Annotated in this window: 22 protein-coding genes; 8 read left to right on the top strand and 14 right to left on the bottom strand. The window is 67.3% G+C overall.

Translation table 11 applies throughout. The features are described 5' to 3' along the window. Both RIU96_RS06030 and RIU96_RS06025 read right to left on the bottom strand, forming a co-directional pair. Window positions 1-1,155, bottom strand: a complete 1,155-nt coding sequence (locus RIU96_RS06030) for a resuscitation-promoting factor (RefSeq protein WP_144779298.1) — start codon at window positions 1,153-1,155, stop codon at window positions 1-3. An 87-nt stretch (window positions 1,156-1,242) separates the two neighbouring features. Then, window positions 1,243-2,064 carry a TatD family hydrolase gene (locus tag RIU96_RS06025; protein ID WP_144317225.1) on the bottom strand — a complete coding sequence of 274 codons (822 nt, stop codon included), beginning with the start codon at window positions 2,062-2,064 and terminating at the stop codon, window positions 1,243-1,245. Window positions 2,065-2,076: 12 nt separating this feature from the next. On the opposite strand from RIU96_RS06025, the gene RIU96_RS06020 reads away from it, so the two are divergent. Then, complete coding sequence (locus RIU96_RS06020) at window positions 2,077-2,460, top strand: DUF3806 domain-containing protein (RefSeq protein ID WP_136649952.1); 384 nt, start codon at window positions 2,077-2,079, stop codon at window positions 2,458-2,460. Window positions 2,461-2,486: 26 nt separating this feature from the next. After that, complete coding sequence (locus tag RIU96_RS06015; protein WP_144317226.1) at window positions 2,487-2,963, top strand: hypothetical protein; 477 nt, start codon at window positions 2,487-2,489, stop codon at window positions 2,961-2,963. On the opposite strand, the gene RIU96_RS06010 is transcribed toward RIU96_RS06015, so the two are convergent. The 4 genes from RIU96_RS06010 to rsmI all read right to left on the bottom strand — a co-directional run bounded on the left by RIU96_RS06010 (window position 2,957) and on the right by rsmI (window position 8,178). Continuing rightward, on the bottom strand, window positions 2,957-3,643 hold the full coding sequence (locus RIU96_RS06010; protein WP_246062707.1) for an MFS transporter: 687 nt from the start codon (window positions 3,641-3,643) through the stop codon (window positions 2,957-2,959). The two genes, RIU96_RS06015 and RIU96_RS06010, sit on opposite strands and share 7 nt — an antisense overlap. Then, window positions 3,643-5,478, bottom strand: a complete 1,836-nt coding sequence (gene metG / locus RIU96_RS06005) for a methionine--tRNA ligase (protein WP_144317227.1) — start codon at window positions 5,476-5,478, stop codon at window positions 3,643-3,645. Before metG ends, RIU96_RS06010 begins: the two co-directional genes overlap by 1 nt. Window positions 5,479-5,512: 34 nt before the next feature. Continuing rightward, window positions 5,513-7,243 (bottom strand): BCCT family transporter, encoded by a 1,731-nt coding sequence (locus tag RIU96_RS06000; RefSeq protein WP_144773367.1) that lies wholly within the window; start codon window positions 7,241-7,243, stop codon window positions 5,513-5,515. Window positions 7,244-7,320: 77 nt separating this feature from the next. Beyond that, window positions 7,321-8,178 (bottom strand): 16S rRNA (cytidine(1402)-2'-O)-methyltransferase, encoded by an 858-nt coding sequence (rsmI, locus tag RIU96_RS05995; RefSeq protein ID WP_136649948.1) that lies wholly within the window; start codon window positions 8,176-8,178, stop codon window positions 7,321-7,323. On the opposite strand from rsmI, the gene RIU96_RS05990 reads away from it, so the two are divergent. Further along, window positions 8,177-9,751: a protein O-mannosyltransferase gene (locus RIU96_RS05990; protein WP_259823868.1), complete on the top strand. Its 1,575-nt coding sequence runs from the start codon at window positions 8,177-8,179 to the stop codon at window positions 9,749-9,751. The genes rsmI and RIU96_RS05990 overlap by 2 nt on opposite strands. Before the next feature lie 662 nt (window positions 9,752-10,413). Here RIU96_RS05990 and RIU96_RS05985 read toward each other — a convergent pair. Continuing rightward, on the bottom strand, window positions 10,414-11,040 hold the full coding sequence (locus RIU96_RS05985) for a zf-HC2 domain-containing protein (RefSeq protein ID WP_144317231.1): 627 nt from the start codon (window positions 11,038-11,040) through the stop codon (window positions 10,414-10,416). Next, window positions 11,033-11,440 carry a DoxX family protein gene (locus RIU96_RS05980; RefSeq protein ID WP_006841050.1) on the bottom strand — a complete coding sequence of 136 codons (408 nt, stop codon included), beginning with the start codon at window positions 11,438-11,440 and terminating at the stop codon, window positions 11,033-11,035. Before RIU96_RS05980 ends, RIU96_RS05985 begins: the two co-directional genes overlap by 8 nt. 53 nt (window positions 11,441-11,493) lie before the next feature. Between RIU96_RS05980 and RIU96_RS05975 the strand changes: the two genes are divergently transcribed. Both RIU96_RS05975 and RIU96_RS05970 read left to right on the top strand, forming a co-directional pair. After that, window positions 11,494-12,093, top strand: coding sequence for a DNA-3-methyladenine glycosylase I (locus RIU96_RS05975; RefSeq protein WP_144773547.1), 600 nt, complete (start codon window positions 11,494-11,496; stop codon window positions 12,091-12,093). Window positions 12,094-12,103: 10 nt separating this feature from the next. Continuing rightward, window positions 12,104-13,759 (top strand): thiamine pyrophosphate-dependent enzyme, encoded by a 1,656-nt coding sequence (locus RIU96_RS05970; protein WP_144741410.1) that lies wholly within the window; start codon window positions 12,104-12,106, stop codon window positions 13,757-13,759. On the opposite strand, the gene RIU96_RS05965 is transcribed toward RIU96_RS05970, so the two are convergent. The 5 genes from RIU96_RS05965 to RIU96_RS05945 all read right to left on the bottom strand — a co-directional run bounded on the left by RIU96_RS05965 (window position 13,756) and on the right by RIU96_RS05945 (window position 18,318). After that, window positions 13,756-14,301 (bottom strand): cation efflux transmembrane domain-containing protein, encoded by a 546-nt coding sequence (locus RIU96_RS05965; protein WP_144741413.1) that lies wholly within the window; start codon window positions 14,299-14,301, stop codon window positions 13,756-13,758. The genes RIU96_RS05970 and RIU96_RS05965 overlap by 4 nt on opposite strands. Then, the gene (gene glpR / locus RIU96_RS05960; RefSeq protein ID WP_144741416.1) at window positions 14,301-15,329 is read right to left on the bottom strand and encodes a divisome protein SepX/GlpR; all 1,029 of its coding nucleotides are present in this window, start codon (window positions 15,327-15,329) and stop codon (window positions 14,301-14,303) included. Before glpR ends, RIU96_RS05965 begins: the two co-directional genes overlap by 1 nt. Window positions 15,330-15,411: 82 nt before the next feature. Then, window positions 15,412-16,077: a GNAT family N-acetyltransferase gene (locus RIU96_RS05955; RefSeq protein WP_136649942.1), complete on the bottom strand. Its 666-nt coding sequence runs from the start codon at window positions 16,075-16,077 to the stop codon at window positions 15,412-15,414. Between the two features lie 6 nt (window positions 16,078-16,083). Further along, entirely contained in the window at window positions 16,084-17,346 is a 1,263-nt protein-coding gene (glp, locus tag RIU96_RS05950; protein WP_144823174.1) for a molybdotransferase-like divisome protein Glp, read from the bottom strand. Between the two features lie 42 nt (window positions 17,347-17,388). Further along, window positions 17,389-18,318, bottom strand: a complete 930-nt coding sequence (locus RIU96_RS05945) for a UTP--glucose-1-phosphate uridylyltransferase (protein WP_144823145.1) — start codon at window positions 18,316-18,318, stop codon at window positions 17,389-17,391. A gap of 75 nt (window positions 18,319-18,393) precedes the next feature. Here RIU96_RS05945 and RIU96_RS05940 point away from each other — a divergent pair, with 75 nt between their 5' ends. From RIU96_RS05940 to mscL, 3 genes are read left to right on the top strand one after another with little or no spacing between them, the layout of a single operon-like run. Continuing rightward, on the top strand, window positions 18,394-18,954 hold the full coding sequence (locus RIU96_RS05940) for a 5-formyltetrahydrofolate cyclo-ligase (RefSeq protein ID WP_258562659.1): 561 nt from the start codon (window positions 18,394-18,396) through the stop codon (window positions 18,952-18,954). 39 nt (window positions 18,955-18,993) lie between these two features. Then, complete coding sequence (locus RIU96_RS05935) at window positions 18,994-19,614, top strand: SAF domain-containing protein (RefSeq protein WP_144741425.1); 621 nt, start codon at window positions 18,994-18,996, stop codon at window positions 19,612-19,614. Between the two features lie 26 nt (window positions 19,615-19,640). Then, a complete protein-coding gene (gene mscL, locus RIU96_RS05930; protein ID WP_259807108.1) occupies window positions 19,641-20,066 on the top strand; it encodes a large conductance mechanosensitive channel protein MscL in 426 nt (141 codons plus the stop codon). Here the strand turns inward: mscL and RIU96_RS05925 are convergent. Next, the gene (locus RIU96_RS05925; protein WP_144823151.1) at window positions 20,054-20,245 is read right to left on the bottom strand and encodes a hypothetical protein; all 192 of its coding nucleotides are present in this window, start codon (window positions 20,243-20,245) and stop codon (window positions 20,054-20,056) included. The two genes, mscL and RIU96_RS05925, sit on opposite strands and share 13 nt — an antisense overlap. Window position 20,246: the final 1 nt, after the last annotated feature.

Raw genomic sequence — 20,246 nt, 5'->3', positions numbered from 1 at the left:
TTAGCGCAGGCCCAGCTTCGCGGTGCAGGCGGGCCAGGCGCCCCAGCCCTGGGCGGCCTGGGTCTTCTCGGCGATCGCGATCTGCTGCTCGCGGGTGGCCAGATCGGCGGTCGGCGCGTACTGGGTGCCGCCGTAGGCCGCCCAGGTGCCCGGGTTGAACTGCAGGCCGCCGTGGTAGCCGTTGCCGGTGTTGATCGACCAGTTGCCGCCGGACTCGCACTGCGCGATCTGGTCCCACACCGAGCCGCCGGCGACCGACGGGGCGCTCGCGGCGGTGGCGGCGGGGGCAGCGGGGGCAGCGGCGGCCTTGGTGCCGCGGACGACGGTGGCGGGAACCGCGGGGCGGATCTCCTTCTCGCCGGCCGGGCCGGAGGACTCCACGACGCCGTTGACGGTGACGGTACGGTGCAGCACCTTCTTCTCACCCTTCGCGCCCGGCTCGCGGACCTCCTCGGTACCCGCGGGGAGGTTGTTGTCCTCCACCACGTGGGCCGGGGCGTCGAACTCGACGGTCTCGGAGGTCTCGGAGACGTCGACGCGGTCGAGCACGATCTGCATGTTCGGCTCGAGCGGGGCCTGAAGCGGGACGTTGAGGCGGTCTTTGGAGTCGAAGGTGATCCCGCGGGCGGCGAGCAGGTCGCCGACGGTCTTGGCGGCCTCCGAGGTGTAGACGACGTTGCCGCCGTCCTTGATGGAGACGATCTTCGGGGTGGTCACGTCGATGGTCATGCCATCGGTCAGCGGCTGGTCCGGGTGCGCGCTCAGTGCCGAGGCGGCGGTAATGCCGGCCTCGCTGACCAGGTCCGCGACCGTCGCGGCGGTAGACGTGAGCTGCTGCTCAGCGCCGTCGATCACCAGTGCGACCGGCTTGGCGGTGCGCACCGTGACGGTGGCCCCGGACTGCAGTGCGTCCGACGGCGCCGGGTAGACGAGGTCGGCTGCGCCCACCTGCACGCCGGCCGCCTGCAGCGCGCCCTCGACGTTGTCCGAGTAGGTGCGCACCGTGGTGGCTTCGCCGTTGACGTCGACGGTGACGTTCTTCTGGGCCGCTGCGGCGGCGGTGGCGGCGCCGCCGACGATGACAGCGCCTGCGACGCTGCCCGCGATAACGCGGCGGGTGGCGGAGGTGGTGGAGTTAATGCGCTTGGCAGCCATAAATCGTGTTCCCTAACATCGGTAAGTGTCCTGGCAGTCGTTGTAACAATACGGTAACAATCCGTAATACGCAATATCGTGCGGGGGCTAGACCCCGAACATGCGGCTGTACGTCTGTCCCACCTCGTTGGCAAGCTCGGCGGGCTCGATGCCCCGCGCCTGCGCCACCACGGCCGCGGTGTGCCCGATCAGCGACGGCTCGTTGCGCGCGCCCCGAAACGGTTCCGGGGTCATGTACGGCGCGTCGGTCTCAATCAGAAGCTGCCCCACCGGGGCGAGCGCGGCGGCCTCGCGCAGGTAGTCGTTGCGCTTGAACGTGACGTTTCCGGCAAACGACAGCACGTACCCGCGCTCGATCGCTTCGCGCGCCACATCGACCGGGGAGGAGAAGCAGTGCAGCATCACCTCGCGCGGGCGTGGGGAATCGGCGAGGATGCGCAGCATGTCCTCGTCGCCCTCGCGGTTGTGGATCATCAGCGACTTGCCGGTGTCCACGGCGAGCTGAATGTGGAAGCGAAACGCCTCCTCCTGCACCTCAAGCGGGGCGGTGCCGTCAGGGTCGTGGGTGATCCAGTAGGCGTCCACTCCCGTCTCGCCGATGGCGACGCAGCGCGGGTCCGCGGCCATCTCGGTCAGGCGGGTGCGCGCGGCGCTATCCAGCTCGTGGGCGCGCGTCGGGTGGATCGCGCACGCCGCGACAACGCTTGGGTGCTCGTGGGCGGCGGCGAGTGCCCTTTCCGCCTCATCCAGTCCGTCGCCGACGGTGCAGATCCGCTCCACGCCGGCCGCCTTGGCCCGCGCAACCAGCTCGGAGAGCGGTTCTTTGATGGAGGCGAGGTGCGTGTGGGCGTCGACAAGCCCGGCGATCGGCTCCGCGGGGACCGGCGTCGGGCGCTTCTTTTTACTCATACGATAGAGACTATGGCATTCGCAGACATCGACGCTTCGACCCGCTCCCAGATCGAGACCGACCTGCTCGAGGCCGCCGCGCGCGGCATCACCGGCGACGCAACGGCCATCGCGGAGTCCTTCGAGGCGGTGATCACGGAGTACCTCGCCTCCGACCCCGACCTGAAGCGCTCCTTCCCGCGCGGGGAGACCGCCCGCATCTACGGCACGGCGCTTGGCGACGCCCTCGTGCGCGAGCACGGCTTTTCCTGGAAGCTGCTTCACGACGACTACGGCACCGACCTCGTCGTCATGCAAACCCCGGAGCGCTACACCGCCCCCATCGTCGTGGTCGACTCGCGATTCGAGGATGACGAGCCCGGCAAGCTCACCGCATTCATTAAGCAGTTTCTCTAGCGGAGTTCACGGGTATCGTCGGGGGTATGAACCAGATCACGCTGCCGGCCCACACCGCGCTCGTCGCCCACGACACTGTCGGCCCCGACGCGCTCCGCGAGTTCTTCGACCACTACTACCCGCTGCTCCACGAATTCACCGAATCCGTCGGGGTGCTGCCCCAGGCCGCGCGTGCCTACTACTTCAGCCCACCCGGCGAGGCGTTCGATATCGCGGCCGGGTTCGTCATCGCCGACGAGGATCTCGACCTCATCGCCCCGCTTATCGACGACATCGGCGACGGCCACGTCTCCTTGAAGCGCTTCGAAGAGATCGAGGCCGTAGTAAAGCGCGTCACCTGTGCGTACAGCGATCTCGGGGCGCAGTGGGACGAGTTCGCCGCGGCCACGGAGGCGGACGGCCACGCCGTGGACAGACTGCTCATCGAGGAGTACGTCACCATGGGCGACGACCAGGACGCGCCGGTGACGGACCTGTTTATCCCGCTAACTCGTCCTCAATAAAGACGCGCCGGGAGGCGGCGAGCCCAGCCCGCCGAGAACAAGCGAGAGCAACGCCGACGAGCAGCGGCCCGGCGGCCGCGAGGATGTAGCCGACGGGCTGCACAAACCCAGACAGCCGCGCGGTGACGATCACCGTGCGGGTGCGCGCCGGGATCAGTGCCAGCGCCAGCGGGAAGCACCAGCCGCCGAGGCCGGAGGTGCGCAGCAGAAGATCGGCGCGGTGGTGGGTGCGAACACCACGCCCAGGTACCCGGCGGCGCAGAAACCGACACGGTGGCCGAGTAGATGGTGGTCAGCGCGACGATGTGCGCGCCGCCGTACTTGTTGATCCATGCCGGCAGGATCACGTTGACCAGCGCGATGCCGCCCGCCACGGAGATCGTAGCCAGGATAAACAGAGAAATCATCGGAGCGAACGGGCGCAGCGCGAGGCCCGCGGCCGTTGCGATGGCGGCCGCGAGCAGCGTCGGCGTCAACCCGACCCGGCGCGCCAGCGGCACCGCGCTGAGCCCGAAGACGCAAAACAGTGCCCCGGGCATCGCGGTGATCACCCCGCCGATGGAGGCGGGGGCGTTGTAGTGCGCTAGGACGTCGTCAAGCACGGCGCCTACCGACGCCATACCGGCGCGCAGGTTAATCGCGGCGATGGCCACCGCGACGAACAGCAACGCGGGGCGCATTACTGGACGGGCGCCCACGCGGGTCCGGTTTCGCCGAGTTCGGGATCCAGCTTGGCAATCAGCGGCTGCGGCTTGCTCAGTGCCGTGCCCGGGGTGACGTCAACGCGAGCCCACACGGCCTTCTGCTTGGTGTAGTCGCCGGTGATGGTCATGTAGGTCTGGCCCTTGTCGGGCAGGCCGGCCCCGACGAGCTCGACATCGGCGTCGTCGGTGACCTCCTCGATCACCGGGCTCACCGCCCACCGCCCGTCGCGACCCAGCGTCTCGTGCACGCGCTGCGCGGTGTGCGGGATAAAGGGGGTGAGCATGGCGTTGCAGTCGGAGACGACCTGCAGCGCGGTCCACAGCACCGTGGCCAAGCGGTCGCGCTGCGCCGGGTCCTTCGCCAGCTTCCACGGTTCGTTCTCCGCGATGTAGGCGTTGGCCTCTCCGACGACGTGCATGACCTTGGTAATCGCGTTCTTGAACTTCGCCTCTCCCAAGTCCGCGCCGGCCTCGACGAAGGTGCGCTCGGCCAGGTCCAGGATGCGCTGGTCAGATTCCTCCAGCACGCCAGGCGCGGGCACCTCGCCGAAGTTCTTGTGGGCCATGGACACCGTGCGGTTAACCAGGTTGCCCCACCCGTTGGCCAGCTCGTTGTTCACCCGGCGCACGAACTCGTCCCAGGTGAAGTCCGTGTCGTTGTTTTCTGGGCCGGCGACCGCGATGAAGTAGCGCAGCGGGTCCGGTCCAAACTCGGCGAGGAAGTCCTTGACGTAGATCACCACGCCCTTCGACGAGGAGAACTTCGAGCCGGACATGGTGAGAAACTCCGAGGACACGACCTCGGTGGGCAGGTTGAGCTCCCCGAGCACACCCGGGCTGCCGCCGGTCGCGCCCTTGCCCGCGTAGCCGAGCAGCTCCGCCGGCCAGATCTGCGAGTGGAAGGTGATGTTGTCCTTGCCCATGAAGTAGTAGCCCTCGGTGGCGGGGTCCTGCCAAAACGCCTTCCACGCATCCGGGTCGCCCGAGCGCGCCGCCCACTCGATCGAGGCGGAGAGGTAGCCCACCACCGCGTCGAACCACACGTAGAGCTTCTTCGAGGGGTTGTCCTGCCAGCCCTCGACCGGGATCGGGATGCCCCAGTCAATGTCGCGGGTCATCGCACGCGGGCGCATGTCCTCGAGTAGGTTCAGGGAGAACTTCAGCACGTTGGGGCGCCAGTCTTCGCGGGTCCCAAGCCACGTCTTCAGGGCGTCGTGAAGCGAGGGCAAATCGAGCATGAAGTGCTCGGTGTCGACGAACTCCGGGGTCTCCCCGTTGATCTTGGACACCGGGTTGATCAGGTCGGCCGGATCGAGCTGGTTGCCGCAGGTGTCGCACTGGTCGCCGCGCGCGTCGGTCGCGCCGCAGATCGGGCAGGTGCCCTCAATGTAGCGATCCGGCAGGGTGCGACCCGTTGACGGGGAAATCGCGCCCCGGGTGGTCTCCTTGACCATGTAACCGTTGGCGTAGAGCCCCTTGAACAGCTCCTGCACCACGGCGTAGTGGTTACGAGTGGTGGTGCGGGTGAACAAGTCGTAGGACAGGCCCAGGCCCGCGAGGTCCTCGACGATCTGCGCGTTGTAGCGATCCGCGAGCTCCTTGACAGTCACGCCCTCCTTGTCCGCCTGGACCAGAAGCGGGGTGCCGTGCTCATCGGTGCCGGAGACCATGAGCACATTGCGGCCCGTCATGCGCTGGTAGCGCGCAAAAACATCGGAGGGAACCCCGAAACCGGCGACGTGGCCGATGTGGCGGGGGCCGTTGGCATAGGGCCAGGCAACGCAAACGAGGACGTTGTCGTGAGAAGTCATGGCCTCAACCTTACTGCCGGCCCGGGGTGATGATTCACTTTACCTGCCGTTTGCGGGCTTCTAGCTGGAGCTGCTCGCGGTGGCGGCGGCGCTCCACCGCGAGCTGCCGGGCGAAGCGCTCCTGTTCCTTGGCATCGAGGTAGATCGGGTCATTGGAGACATCTTTAACAATCGCGAACATCAGCGCGACGAGGATGAACAAGAACGGTGTCGCCGCGACGATGGTGACCGACTGCAAGGAGTTGAGCGCGTCGCTGCCACCGTTGACCAGCAGCATCAGACCGACACCCGCGGTTCCGAGGCCGAAGACCGCGGCGAGCCATGATTTGGCATTAATGCGCCCATTCTGCGCCATCGACGCCATCACTGTGGAGGCCGAGTCGGCGGAGGTGATGAAGAACGTCCCGAGCAAAATCACGGCGAAGATGCCCATGAAGAATCCGCCGGGCAGGCTGTGCAAAAGGCTAAAGAGCTGGTCTTCGGGGTCCCCGGAGCCGTAGATCGAGTTACCCTCCTGCTCGAGTTTGATGGCGTAGCCGCCGAAGATGGTAAACCAGATTGTCGACAGCATCGAAGGCACGAGCAATACGCCGAGGCAGAACTCGCGGATCGTGCGCCCACGCGAGATGCGCGCCAGGAACATGCCGACGAAGGGCGACCATGAGATCCACCACGCCCAGTAGAAGATGGTCCAGCCAGAGAGAAACGCCCCCGCCTCGCCGTCGGCGCTTTCCGCGGTGCGGGCCGCCATGGAGAAGAATTGGTTCACGTAGGAACCAATCGCGGTGGGCAGCATGTTCAGCATGCTGACCGTTGGCCCGACAACGAAGACGAAAACTGCCAAGAGCGCAGCGATGATCATGTTGAAGTTAGACAACAGCCGGATTCCGCGCGAGACGCCGGAGACTGCGGAGATCAAAAAAGCAAGTGTGAGTACCGAAATGATGCCGATGGTCAGCTGCGTCGAGGGGGATTCGACGAACCCGGAGGCGCGCAGCCCCGAGGTGATTTGCAGCGCGCCGAGGCCGAGCGAGCAGGCCGTGCCGAAGATGGTGGCGAAGATGGCGAGCGCATCGATGATCTTGCCCACGAAGCCCTCAGCGCCCTTTTGCCCGATCATCGGGACAAAGGCGCTGGACAGGAGCTGCTTGCGGCCGAGTCGGAAGGTTGAGTATGCGATAGCCAGCCCGATCACGGCATAGAGTGCCCACGGGTGCAGCGTCCAGTGGAACATCGTCTGCGCCATGGAGGTGCCCACCTCGTTGGCCGGCCGTCCAGGAACACCGTCGCGGTACATGCTCAGCGGCTCGGATGCGCCGTAGAACATGAGCCCGATGCCCATGCCAGCGGCAAACATCATGGAAATCCACGACGCGGTGGAGAACTCGGGCTGCTCGTCGGGCCTGCCGAGGCGGATGGAGCCGAACTTTGAGAAGGCGATCACCAAAACGAAGCCGACGAAAATGGTGCCGAACAGCACAAAGGCCCAACCGAGATTGCTGATGACCCAGCTAAACGACTCGTTGGCGAACGCCGCGAAGCTGTTGGGGCCAATCAGGCCCCAGGCGACGATGCCCGCAACAACCACCACGATAGGGATGACGACCGCCCAGGTAATCGGGGCGTTGTCGTCGTCTGCCGCCGACCTAACGGTGTCGTCTTGGGCCGCCGAGAGACTCTCACCCCTGTGCTCGGCGTCGATCAGTTCTGCGAGCTCGCTCGTTGCCGACGGTGCGGAATCCGCTTCAAGGTCCTTGTCGCTCAATGGATGTCGCTCCTTTAGTGCTACTAGTGAGACGATTCTCAGGCGCTAGGCAGGCTACCCCACGTCGACGACATTCGTTAACCGAGATCGCGCTGTGTGAGGGCCTCGTCGTACAGATCCCCAGCCTTCACGCCGTGGGCGCGCGCGATGTCTTTCACCACGTCTTTGAGCCTTTCACCAGCATCGACGCGCGCCCTGACGGCATCGACCAGGTCGGTTGCGTTCCGCGCTGCGGGCGCGCCGCCCTCAATGACCACGGTGATCTCGCCGCGCAGCCCCTCGGCCGCCCACTGGGCGAGCTCGCTTAACGACGCCCTTTTCACCTCCTCGTAAGTCTTCGTCAGCTCGCGGCACACCGCGGCGCGCCGGTCGCCCCCGAGCACGTCAGCGGCGTCGGCAAGCGTGGCGCCGATGCGGTGCGGAGACTCGAAGAAGCACACGGCGCGGTGCTGGTCTTTTAGCGTTTCAAGCCATGCGCGGCGCGGGCCGGACTTGCGGGGTGCGAAACCGTCGAAGATGAAGTGGCCCACGTTCAGCCCGGATAGCGCGAGCGCCGTGGTCACCGCGGACGGCCCCGGCACGCAGGTGACGTTCACGCCGGCATCGTGCGCGGCGGAGACGACCACGTGGCCAGGGTCGGAGACCAGCGGCATCCCGGCGTCCGTGACGACGAGGACCATGCGGGTGCGGGCGGCGTCGATAAGCTCGTCGACGCGAAGCTTTTCGTTGTGGTCGAAGTTCGACACCACCTTGGCCGCGAGCTCGACCCCCAGCGCCGCCGCGAGCTGGCGGGTGCGACGGGTGTCCTCCGCCGCGATCACGTCGGCGGCGCCCAGCGCCTCGACGAGGCGGGCCGAGGCGTCGCCGATGTTGCCCAGTGGGGTGGCCGCGAGCACGATGCCGGTGGCGGGGACGGTGGATTCGCTCTCGCTCATGGGGACCAAGGGTAATATCCCCGGGGTGACTACGGCCATCTCCCCCAAACGAGTTGCCCCGAGCCCGCCGGTAACCATCCCGTGGGCCAGGCGCGACACCGTGGCGCTGGCTATCGTGGCAGGGCTCGCGCTGTTGACCCGGCTCATCGGGCTGACCCAGCCCACCGCCGGCGGCACCCCCATCTTCGACGAGAAGCACTACGTCCCGCAGGCGTGGGACATGGTGCGCTCGTTTTCCAACCCGGTGCTCGGCGGGATCGAGTCGAACCCCGCCTACGGCCTGGTCGTGCACCCGCCGCTGGGCAAGCAGCTTTTGGCCATTGGCGAGTTCCTCTTCGGCTACACCCCACTCGGTTGGCGGATCATGCCCGCGCTCTTTGGCGTCGGGACCGTGGTGTTCACCCTGTTGCTGTGCCGCCGGCTGACCCAATCGACGGCGTTGGGGTTTGTGGCCGGGCTCATTGCCGTGTTCGACGGCGTGTTGCTGGTGACTGCGAAGTTCGGCATGCTCGACGTCTTCCAGGTGTTTTTCATCGTCGCCGCGGCCTGGACGCTGGCCGGCGATATGCGCGAGGCCCACGCGCGCATGCACCACGCGCAGATTACGGGCAATTTCGGCCCTCGCCTTGGGTTTCGCTGGTGGCGCTTCGCCACCGGCGTGCTTTTGGGCTTAGCACTGTCCGTGAAGTGGTCGGGGCTGTACTACATCGCGTTTTTCGGCCTGCTCTCCGCTTTCTGGGACCTGTGGCTGCGCCGCCGCTACGGGGTTGCCAAGCCCGTCGTGGGCACGCTGCTACGCGACGTCCCGGCCGCGCTTGCCTCCCTCGTCCTGGTCCCGGCGCTGCTCTACATCTTCTCCTGGCGCGCCTGGTTCGCATCCGAAACATCCGTTTACCGCCACGCCGCTGTCGATGGGACGATCTCCGGCTCGGACTGGCCCTGGCTCGGAGCGCTGCCGGACGCTGTAGCGAGCTGGCTGTACTACCACCTCTCGGTGGCGCAGTTCCACGCCAGTTTGACGTCGTCAAGCGGGCACTCGCACCCCTGGGACTCCAAGCCATGGGCGTGGCTCGTCGGCGCGCGCCCGATCCTGTACTACTCGGCGACCGACATTGACTGCGGGTTCACGACCTGCCGCGAGATGATCTTCCTCTTCGGTACTCCAGCGATCTGGTGGCTGACGGTGCCGGTGCTGCTGTGGGCGGGGTGGGTGTGGCTGACGCGCAGCGACTATCGCGTCATCGTGCCGCTCATCGCTTTCGCGGCCGGATTTGTGCCTTGGCTGGCCGCGTTCGACCGTCAGATGTACTTCTTCTACGCTGCCGCGCTCGCGCCGTTTATCTGCGTGCTGCTCGCCATCGCCGTCGGCTACGTGGCGCGGCTTGGCACCGCCGTGCCGCTGAAGTGGGTGCGCAAGCTCGCGGGATACCCCGTGACCACCGGCCAGCTCGCCGTGATTGTGTACCTGGCGCTGGTGGTCGGGATGTTCATCTACTTCGCGCCGATCCTCTACGGCATCCGCATCCCGGACTTCTACTACGCGTTGATTATGTGGTTGCCGAGCTGGCGGTAGTTTGGTTTGGTTGTGCGTTGTGCTGGGGTGGGTGTTGCGGTCGGTTAGATGTCACGGTCAACGGCTGGGCTGTGGTTGCGACCTGGGGTTTTGCGGCCGGGTGGGGCTTGAGTGTGACATCTCACCCGGTCAGATGTCACGGTCAACGGTTGTGGGGTGGGTGCGACCTGGGGTTTTGCGGTCGGGTGGGGCTTGAGTGTGACATCTCAGGCGGTTAGATGTCACGGTCAACGGCTGTGCTGTGGTTGCGACCTGCGGTTTTGCGGTCGGGTGGGGCTTGAGTGTGACATCTCACCCGGTCAGATGTCACGGTCAACGGCTGGGCAGTGGTTGCGACCTGGGGTTTTGCGGCCGGGTGGGGCTTGAGTGTGACATCTCACCCGGTCAGATGTCACGGTCAACGGCTGTGCTGTGGTTGCTACCTGGGGTTTTGCGGCCGGGTGGGGCTTGAGTGTGACATCTCACCCGGTCAGATGTCACGGTCAACGGTTCTGCCGTGGTTGCGACCTGCGGTTTTACCGCCGGGTGCGCCTTGACTGTGACATCTCCCCCGGCCAAACGTCACGGTCGATGGTTGCAGAGTGATCGCGACCTGCGGTTTCACGGCCGGACGCGCCTCGACCGTGACATCTCACCGCCCCACCAAACGACGAAAACCCACCCTACGTCGGATCCGCACCCAGCGACCGCCACGCCCGGCGCAGCTGCGGCCCGCGATCCACGGCGAGGGTACCCAGCAGCGCGATGAGGGTCGGCAGCAGGATCAGAACGTGGGGCGCCACGCCCGAACCGGTGTCGAGCACTGCGTCGCGCACCACAAAACCCAGAGTGAAGGTAAACATGGTGCCCACCACCAGCGCGATGCCGGGGATCTGGGCCGGGCGCGCCGCGGTGTAGGCGAGCGCGGTGGCCACGCCGAGGCGCACCGATGCCGTGCCCGACTCCCCTCCATTGACAAGGTGCATCACTGCCCACGCCAGCCACACCAGCGCCGCCGCGACAAGCGCAACACGGCACAGGGTCAGCAGCACCATGCGCCGCTGCGACAGCTTGCGCCACTCGCCCTCGACACCGGCGAGGATCACCGTGGAGAGGTTTTCCGGTGGCGCCATCCCGCCGCCAATCTCGGCGAAACGCAGGTTGCGCGACAGGGAGAGAATCCGCTGGTAGTAGGCGCTGCACTCGGCGCACTCGGCGACGTGGGCGTCGACGACGGCGTCGTCAAGCCCGCTCGATTCCCCGTCGACGCGGGCGGAGAGCGCGGCGCGCACCTGGTCGTGGCTAAGCACGAGTTAACACCCCGTCGAGGCTAGCGCGCCCGGCGCCGAAGACGACCACGATAAACAGCGCGCTCGCGAGCACCACCGGGTACTCCACCCCGCCGGCCTCGGCGAAGAACCCGTGGTCGAGGTGGACAAAGTAGGCGGCCGCCGCGGCGAGCAGCGCCAACACACCCGCGACCAACGTGGTCAGCAGACCGATAATCAGCAGCGCACCGCCGATGAGCTCGACGGACCCGGCGAGGTAGGCGCTGAGCTTAGGCTGGGGCACGCCCCATTCGGCGAATTGCGCCGCCGAGCGCGCCATGCCCGTTTCAAACCAGCGGCGGTAACCGTGGGCGACGAAAACGGCGCCGAGGACAAAACGCAACACCAAAAGCGCGAAGTCGCGAACCGCGGGCCTGTTCATGTGGAATAGATTACCTGTGGAACCTGCGGGCGCGAACTACAGTCCAACAGGGTATGAAACCCAAAGAAAACGGACTCATCATCGGCGACGACGGCCGCGCCCGCCCCCCCTGGGCCGCCGCCGACGAGTTGCTGCGCAACTACTACGACACCGAGTGGGGCATGCCCGTGACCGACGAGCGCGGCATGTTCGAGCGCGTCTGCCTCGAGGGCTTCCAAGTGGGCTTGTCGTGGCGGCTGATCCTGCAAAAGCGCGACGCGCTGCGCGAGGCCTTCTGCGGCTTCGACCCCGATGCCGTCGCGTGCATGGACTCGATCGAGCATTTGCTTTCCGACGCCTCCCTGATACGCAACCGCCGCAAACTCGAGGCGGTGATCACCAACGCCCGGGCCACCGTCGCCCTGCGCGAACGCGGCACCGACCTCGCCGAGTTCGTCTGGTCGTACCAGCCGGAGACGACCCCGGCGCCGACAACGATGGACGAGGTGCCCACGCGCTCGCCCGAGTCCGAGCGGCTGGCGAAGGATCTCAAGGCGCTCGGGTTCAGCTTCGTTGGCCCGGTGACCATGTACGCGCTAATGGAGTCGACGGGGGTTGTGGATACGCACCTGGTGGGTAGCTGGCGCAGGGGCTCCTCCGGTATCTGGGGGTAGGGTGGTATCCATGCATGTCGGAGCGGCCATCGCACAGTCCCTTGAAGCACACCACGTCTCGCACGTGTTTATGGTCCCCGGGGAGAGTTTCCTCGCGGTGCTCGACGGGATGCACGACAGCTCCATCGCCTCCGTCGTGTGCCGCCACGAGGGCGGCGCCGCCTACGCCGCCGAGGCGCACGGCAAGGCCACCGGCCGCGCGGGCGTGGCCATGGTCACCCGCGGCCCCGGCGCGGCGAACGCTAAGATTGGCGTCTACACGGCGTGGCAAGACGAGGTCCCCCTCATTCTTTTCGTCGGCCTCGTGCCGGTGAAGGACCGCTACCGGGAGTCGTTCCAAGAGTTCGACATCAACGTGTGGTTCGGCGACATCACCAAGGGCGTGTTCGTCGTCGACGACGCGCAGCGCGCCAGCCGTGTCGTCGCCAACGCGTTCCACCTCGCCCAGTCGGGTCGGCGCGGCCCGGTCGTCGTCGGCCTGCCCGAGGACGTGCTGCTCGAGGAGTTAACCGGGGAGATCGCGGGGCCGATGGCCACCGCGCAGGGCGCGGTGGCGGACCACGACATCGCGATCATCACCGAAGCACTACGCGGCGCCCGCACCCCGCTCATCTTCGAAGGCGGCCAGGGCTGGACCCAGCAGGCCTGCGATGCGGTGCAGAGCTTCGCCGAGCGCTACTCCATCCCCGTGGTCAACGACATGCGCTCGACCGACCGCATCGACTTCGACTCCCCCGCCAACGCGGGCTGGCTGGGTACCGCCCGCAACGAGGAGACGGCGCGGTTGCTGGAGGAGGCCGACGTGCTGCTGTGCATCGGCGCGAAGCTGTGGGACAAGCCCACCGACAACTTCACGCTGCGCCAGTCCCTCGATGCGGTCAACATCGTGGTCAACTCCGACGCCGGACTTAAGGGCTCCTCCGGAGCGCTGACCCACCACGTCCTCGCCGACCCGCACGCTTTTGCCCAGGTGATCGACGAGATCGCGCTAGATTCCAAGCCGGACACCACTCAATGGTTCGCCAAAGCCCGCAATATTCACGCCGAGTTTTCCGCCATCCCCGCCCCGGAGGAGCGTTTCGCCAACCTGCCCGAGGGCGCGGTGGATTTCTACCACGTCCTCGAACAGGTCACGGCCCGACTCGACGACACCGCGCTCACTGCGTTCGGCGCCGGTAACCACTGCTTCTGGCCGCAGCGCTTCTTCCCCACGCGGCGCTTCCCCTCTATGCTTGCCCCGCGCCTGGGCTCCATGGGCTACTCCGTCGCCGCTGGTTTGGCCGCGAAGCTCGCGCTGCCGGAGAGGACCGTGGTGGTCTTCGCGGGCGACGGGGAGCTGCTGATGAACGGCCAAGAGATCGTCACCGCGGTGCGCTACGAGGCTCCGATGCTGATTGTGGTGGTGGACAACCAGCAGTACGGCACGATCCGCGCTCATCAGGAGAAGCACTTCCCGGGCCGGGTGGAGGGCACACAGCTATCCAACCCGGACTTCGCCGCCTGGGCCCAGGCGATGGGTGCGTGGGCGGAGACGGTCAGCCGCGACGACGAAGTCGACGGTGCCGTGCAGCGCGCGTTCGCCGCGCTTGACGACGCCCACGTCGCCGTCCTGCACGTCATCGTCGACCAGGACCACGCCACCCCGGAAGGCAGCGCCCAGGCCTAGTCCGCCTCCTCCCAGACCTCCTTCGCGGCCGAGAGGTTGAGCACCGCGATGATCAAACCGACGGCGATGTCGAACCACGCCGTGGCGTAGACGAAGGTGAGCAAGCCCGCGATGATGATCAGGACGTTAGATAGGGCGTCGTTACGCGCGGCGAGCCAAGCCCCGGTGGCCAGAGCGACCCCGGTGCCGCGCACCTTGAGCAAAATCAGCGCGCAGATGACGTTGACTACCAGCGCGCCTGCCGCAACGAGGGTGAGGCCCTCCGGGGCCGGTGGCACGGGGTTGAGCACCTTGTACACCACCATCACTAGTGCTGCGATGGCGGGAAGGACGATCAGGCCGGCGAGCACCTTCGCAGCAACCCGCCTGCGCGCCGCCGGCCACGCCACCGCGACGAAAACCAGCAGGTTGATCGCGGTGTCTTCCAGGAAATCGACGGAGTCGGCGAGCAACGCCGCGGAGCCGAGCGCCGCCGCGGCGACAACCTCGACGACGAAGTAGGCGAGGTTGAGCAGCGCGACGATAAGGACCGCGCGGCTCACTAGCTAGCGCGGTGGTAGTCGTCGTACTCGTAGCTCACGGCTGCCGGTGCTGCGTAGTGGTAGTCGAGGTTCGCGAAATCGGGGCTTTCGTCGTCAAGCTCGACGATGACGGCGCCGGGCACGCGGCGCTCACGCGGCAGCGCCGCGGAGTCGGCGGAGGTCACCACACCCATCCGAGCGCGGCGCAGCTGGCGCACGCGGCGCGCGTGCAGGGCGCGTTCCTGCTTCACCACGGAACGCAGCACCACCATGAACCAGACCGTCAGCGCAACCGTGATCGCCGGCACGACCCAGGCCCAGCCGCCGACCACGAACGCGAAAACCACGGCGATGACGTCGGCGACGATGAGACCGAGCAGCGTGCGCTGGCGGCGCTTGAACCTGTCCTCGCGAGCCGCGTGCTCGCGCTCTGGGTCCCAGCCGCCGCGGCCGCGGCGGTTCTGCGCGAACGCGATCTCCTCGGCGGTGAGCTCAGAGTGGTCCTCGATCTGCTCGGTGTCGTCCTCCGCTGCCGGAGCAGCCGTGACCTCGTCCTCGACAACGAGCTGCTCGTCGGCATAGCCGTAGTCGCCCGGGGAGGCGTAGGAGTCGTCGACCTCGTAGTGGTCCTGCTCGATGTCGCCCGCATCGTCCGCCTCAGCCTGAAGCACCGACCACGCGGTGGATCCCGAGGGGGCGGGCTGCTCCTCCTCGACGACGACCTCGCCGTCGATGTGTTCCTGCTCGGGCTCGTCGACACGCAGGCTAATCGCGGTGGAGCCGCCGGTACTGGCCAGCGGCGCCGCTTCAGCCTCGACGACCTCGTAGTCGGCCACCGCGGAGTCGTCGTGGCGGTGCACGTCGGCGGCGGAGAGCTTGGGGCGGCGGCGCTGCGCCACCGGCTCGCTGCCGCCGGCGTGCAGCACCCGGGTGGCATCATAGCCGTCGCCGGAGTGGCGGATCGGCTTGTTGTTGCCCATGACGATCGGGGCCAGGACGATCACCCAGACGACGATGATCAGCACGATGATGAGGCTGAGGCTGCCCATGTGGGGAGGCCACCTTTCTTGCAGCGGGGATTAAACAATGGAGTCGGGTTGTAAGGTTATCGGCCCGAAACCTCTGTGCCTTTCAGCCACGCCGTACCCTGCCCTCGGCGATCAACCGGGCCAGGGCCGTGGAGTGGTAGTCGTCCGCGTTGAGCGCCACGAAGTGGTGGTCGCGCCACTGCCCGTCGATGTGCAGGTTGCGGCGCATGTAACCCTCTTGGCGGTAGCCGTTGGCCACAAGCACTTTGCCCGAGGCCGGGTTGTCGGGCAGGTAGGTCGCGGTGACCCGGTGCATGCCGACGCGCCCGAAGGCGTGGTCGGTGCCGAGCGCACAAGCGGCCGTCGCCACGCCGCGGCCCATGAAGGCCGAGTGGACCCAGTAGCCGATCCAGCATTCGGAGACGGAGCCGTGCTGGATGTTGCCCAGCGTGACCTGGCCGGCAAAGCGGCCGTCTAGCTCGATGACCAGGGGCACGACCACCCCGTCGAGGGCGAGTCGGCGCAGGTTGGAGTAGGTGGAGCGCCAAGCACCGCGGGTGTGCGCGCCCGCCCATGAGGTGGGCACGGTCGGCTCGACGGGCTTGAGCCAGCGCTCGTCGGCCACGCGGTAGCGCGCCCAGTCGGTACCGTCGCCGGCGCGCAGCTCGCGCAGCCGCAGTCGGGCACCGTCGGGGAGGAACACCGCGGGCGTCGCTTCGGGCCACCCGGGGTGGAACCCGCCCGAGCTGAGGCCGAGAAATGCAAGCATGGCCCGCTACCGCTGCTGCAGGAACTCGACGTCGACGAGGTCGCCGGGGCGGACCTCGGTGACGTCGTCAGGGATGCGGATCAGCGCGTTGGCCTCCGCGAAGCCGGCGAGAAGGTGCGCGGGCGCGCCCTCGGCGCCGCTGAGCCGCTGGACCAGGTAGTCGCCTGTTTCCGCGTCACGCATGAGCCGCCCGCGCACGAGGCCGAGGCGTCCGGGGAGCGAGTTGATCGGCCCGAGCGAGCGCGCCTGGACGCTGCGCCGTGTCGGCGTCGCCTTGCCCAGAGACTGCCGGATCGCCGGGCGGATCAGCGTCTCGAAGATGACCAGCGAGCTGACCGCGTTCGTCGGCAGCAAAAACACGGGCACGCGCTCCTCGCCCACCAGCCCGTAGCCCTGTACCGATCCGGGGTGCATGGCCACGCGCGTGGTGTCGATCTCCCCGAGCTCGCGAAGCACCTCCTGCAGCGGCGCCGCGGAGCTGCCCCCGACAGCGCCCGTGATGATGAGCATTTCGCTTCTCGACGCCTGGTGGGCGACCGTTTCCTTCAACCTGCGCGGCTCGGCGTTGATAATTCCGGCGCGGGTCACGGTGGCCCCGGCCTCAATCGCTGCCGCCGCGACCGCGTAGGAGGCGACGTCGTAGACCTGGCCGAGGCCTGGGCTGCGCTCGATGTCGACGAGCTCGAGGCCGTAGGCCATGACGGTGACGCGGGGACGCGGGTACACCAGCACCTTGTTGCGGCCCGCGGCGGCGAGCAGGCCGATCTGCGCCGGGCCGATCACCGAGCCCTGGCGCACGGCAACATCGCCGGGTTGGATGTCGTCGCCGGCCTTGCGCACGAAGTCGCCGGTGCGCACGGGGCGCGACGGGGTCATGCGCTTGCGTCCGCGGTCGCTCCACTGCAGGGGCAGGACGGCGTCGGCAAGCGTGGGCAGCGGCGCACCCGTGGCCACCTTCACGGCCTGCTTGGGCTGCAGGCGCAGCGGCTTCTGCGAGCCGGCCGCAACCTCGCCCACCACGGGCAGGGAACGTTCCACCGGCTGCTCGTTGCCGGCGGTGGTGGAACCCAGCGCCACTCCCCCGCCGACGTCGACCGCGCGCACCGCGTAGCCGTCGACGGCCGCCTGGGCGAACCCGGGCAGCGGGCTGGAAGCGGCGACTTCCTCGGCGCACATCAGGCCGAGCCCATCCGTGATGGAGACACGGATGGGCTCCGGCATCAGCGCAGCGTCGACCACCATCGCCAGCTGCTGCTCCACGCTGCGCATAGCCGCGGACGGGTTCGGGGGTGTCGCACTCATGGTGGAAGACTACATTTCGGATTCGTACTCGCGCAGGATCGCCTTGATCGCGGTGTAGAGAGCCGGGCCGTACTTCTCGTCGCGCAGGCCGAAGTCGACGTTGGCGGGGATGTAGCCCGCCGGGTTGCCCAAGTCGTGGCGCTTGCCGTCGTGCACGACCACGTGGACGGGGTGGCCTTCCTCGATCATCAGCGCGATGGCGTCGGTAAGCTGCAGCTCCCCGCCCTTGCCGGGGGTGATGCGGCGCAGTGCGTCGAAGATGCCGCGGTCGAGCAGGTAGCGGCCCGTGGCAACGAGCGTGGAGGGCGCCTCTTCCTTGGCGGGCTTCTCCACCATGCCGCGGACCTTTTTCACCTCGAAGCCGTCGAAGTCAGCGTCGATTTCCTCGATGTCGAAGACGCCGTAGTTGAACACCTCGTCGGGAGTGACGTTGAACGCGCAGAGCACGGACCCGCCAAGCTCGGCGCGCACCTGGGCCATCTTCTCCATCACGCCGCCCGGCAGCACGAGGTCGTCGGGCAGCATGACCGCGACGACGTCTTCATCTGCGTCAAGAGCCGATTCCGCGCAGCCCACCGCGTGCCCGAGGCCGAGCGGCTTGTCCTGCACCACCGCGACGGCGTCGATGAGCTTGGCCGCGCGCGCGACTTTCTCCACCTGGGCAGTCTTGCCGCGCTCGGCGAGCGTCTCGCAGAGGTACTCGAACTGACCGAAGTGGCGAATGATCTCCTGCTTTTCGGGAGCGGTGATGATCGCGAGCCGCTTCGCGCCGGCCTGAGCCGCCTCCTCGGCGATGAGCTCAATGCCGGGGGTGTCCACTACGGGCAAGAGCTCCTTAGGGACGGTCTTTGTCGCTGGCAGGAACCTTGTGCCCATGCCAGCCGCGGGCACGACAACGGTCCTGATCCCGGGCGCGGGGCGTTCACTGGTTGTACGCATATATCAGAAGCATACCCGCGCCTCACGCGTGATTTGCGAGCGACCCAGGCCTTTGCCCTGTGCGACAATACGCCCATGACGTCAAAGCACGAGATGCGCGATGAGCACCATGCTTATCGAGGGCACCTCCGCGCCCACCCCGAGCTCAAACGCGACCTCGACCGCGCGATTTCGGCTCACGCGGTGCGCTACCTCCTCGCCGCTGGTGCCGTCAACGCCGCCGCCTACCACCCGCTGGCCTCGGAGCCGGGCGGTGCGGGCTTCGTCGCCGAGCTGGCCACTGCGTGCCGCACGCTGTTTCTCCCGATCTCGCTGGCCGACGGGGTGCTCGCTTGGGCGCCCTACACCGCAGCGCTGGTGCCCGGCGCGTTGGGGATTGCCGAACCGGCTGGCGCGCGGTTCAACTCCCGGGTGCTGCGTTCCTGCAGGGCGATCATCGTGCCCGCGCTCGCCGTCGACCGCTCCGGGATGCGCCTGGGCAAGGGCGCCGGCTACTACGACCGCGCGCTCGCTGGCCTCGAGGTACCCACCATCGCCGTCGTGTACGCGCGCGAGCTTGTCGACGCCGTCCCGCACGACCCTCACGACGTCCCCGTCGACGCGGTGATCACCGAAGACGGCATCCTCGAGCTCTAGGCGGGAACCTCTCCGGCCCGCGGGCAGTCCAATAGGGGTGTGAAAGACGCATCGAGCCTGTTTGAGACCCTGCGCGAGCCCGGGTACCGCCGCAGCGTCGCGCTGCGGCGCGCCCTGGCCGCAGTACTGCTCCTCGCCGCCGTGGCCAGCGCGGTAGTAAGCCGCGGTGCCGACCCGCTGGTGCTGGCCTTCGCCCAGCCCGCCTCCGCCGGCGACGTGCTCGAACCTGCACACCTGGAGCTGCGCCGGTTTCCCGCCGACGCTGTGCCCGACAACGCGCTGAAGGATATCGACGCCGCCGCAGGCCAGATCCTCGCCGCGCCCGCGTCCCGCGGCGAGGTGGTTACATCGACGCGGCTGGTCGGGCCGGACCTGGCGGCCGAGCTCGTCGGCGAGCAGGCCCCGGAGACGTACTCTCTGGTTCCCGTCGCGCTTGCCGAGCCGGACATCATCCCGATGCTGCACCACGGGGCGACGGTGAGCGTGGTCACCATGTCCCCGGACGGGGCGCAGCCGCACACCATTGCCACCGGCGCAAAAGTCGTCGTCGCGGGCGCTGAAGAGGGCACAGTGATGCTTCTTCTCCCGAACACGCAAGCGGCTGCTGTCGCCGCAGCATCGCTGGCGACACCGTTAACGGTGGTGCTGGGCGGAACCTGATCGATTGTGTGTCTAGGATATGTCCCATGCTTAAAGGCTTTAAAGAATTTGTTATGCGTGGCAACGTCATCGACCTCGCGGTCGGTGTTGTCATTGGCTCCGCCTTCACCGCGATCGTGACAGCGTTCTCAACCAACATCATCAACCCGCTCATCTCCGTTCTCGGCGGGGCGGAGTTCGGCTTCGGCTACACCCTCATTGAGGGCAACCCAGAGACCCGCCTCAACTTCGGCGCGCTGCTCACCGCCGTGATCAACTTCCTGCTCATCGCCGCCGTGGTGTACTTCTTCATCGTCGCGCCGATGAACAAGCTCGACGAGGTACAGAAGCGCCGTCACGGCATCAGCGAGTCCGAGCCCGCCCCGACCGACGTCGAGCTGCTCACCGAGATTCGCGACCTCCTTGCAGACCGCAAGGGCCCGACAGAGCTTCCTCCCACTCAGCTGCCGTAGTGCGGCGGGCGCTCGTCCTCGAGGGATTCCAGATCACTCAGCGGGGGCGCGGCGTCATCATCAAAGACCACAAACTGGTCGTCGTCACGCGGCCGCGGTGAGACTGTGTCGGCGCTGCGGTCGTACTCCACATCAGCGGTGCGCTTTGCGCGCCGCCTTTTTCGTTGCGGTGCGGGCACT

Origin of the sequence: Corynebacterium sp. Z-1, from assembly GCF_031844665.1 — a bacterium.
Taxonomy (GTDB): Bacteria; Actinomycetota; Actinomycetes; order Mycobacteriales; family Mycobacteriaceae; genus Corynebacterium; species Corynebacterium sanguinis.
Note: the sequence above shows the minus strand (reverse complement) of the source record. Positions and strands in the feature narration are given on the sequence as shown.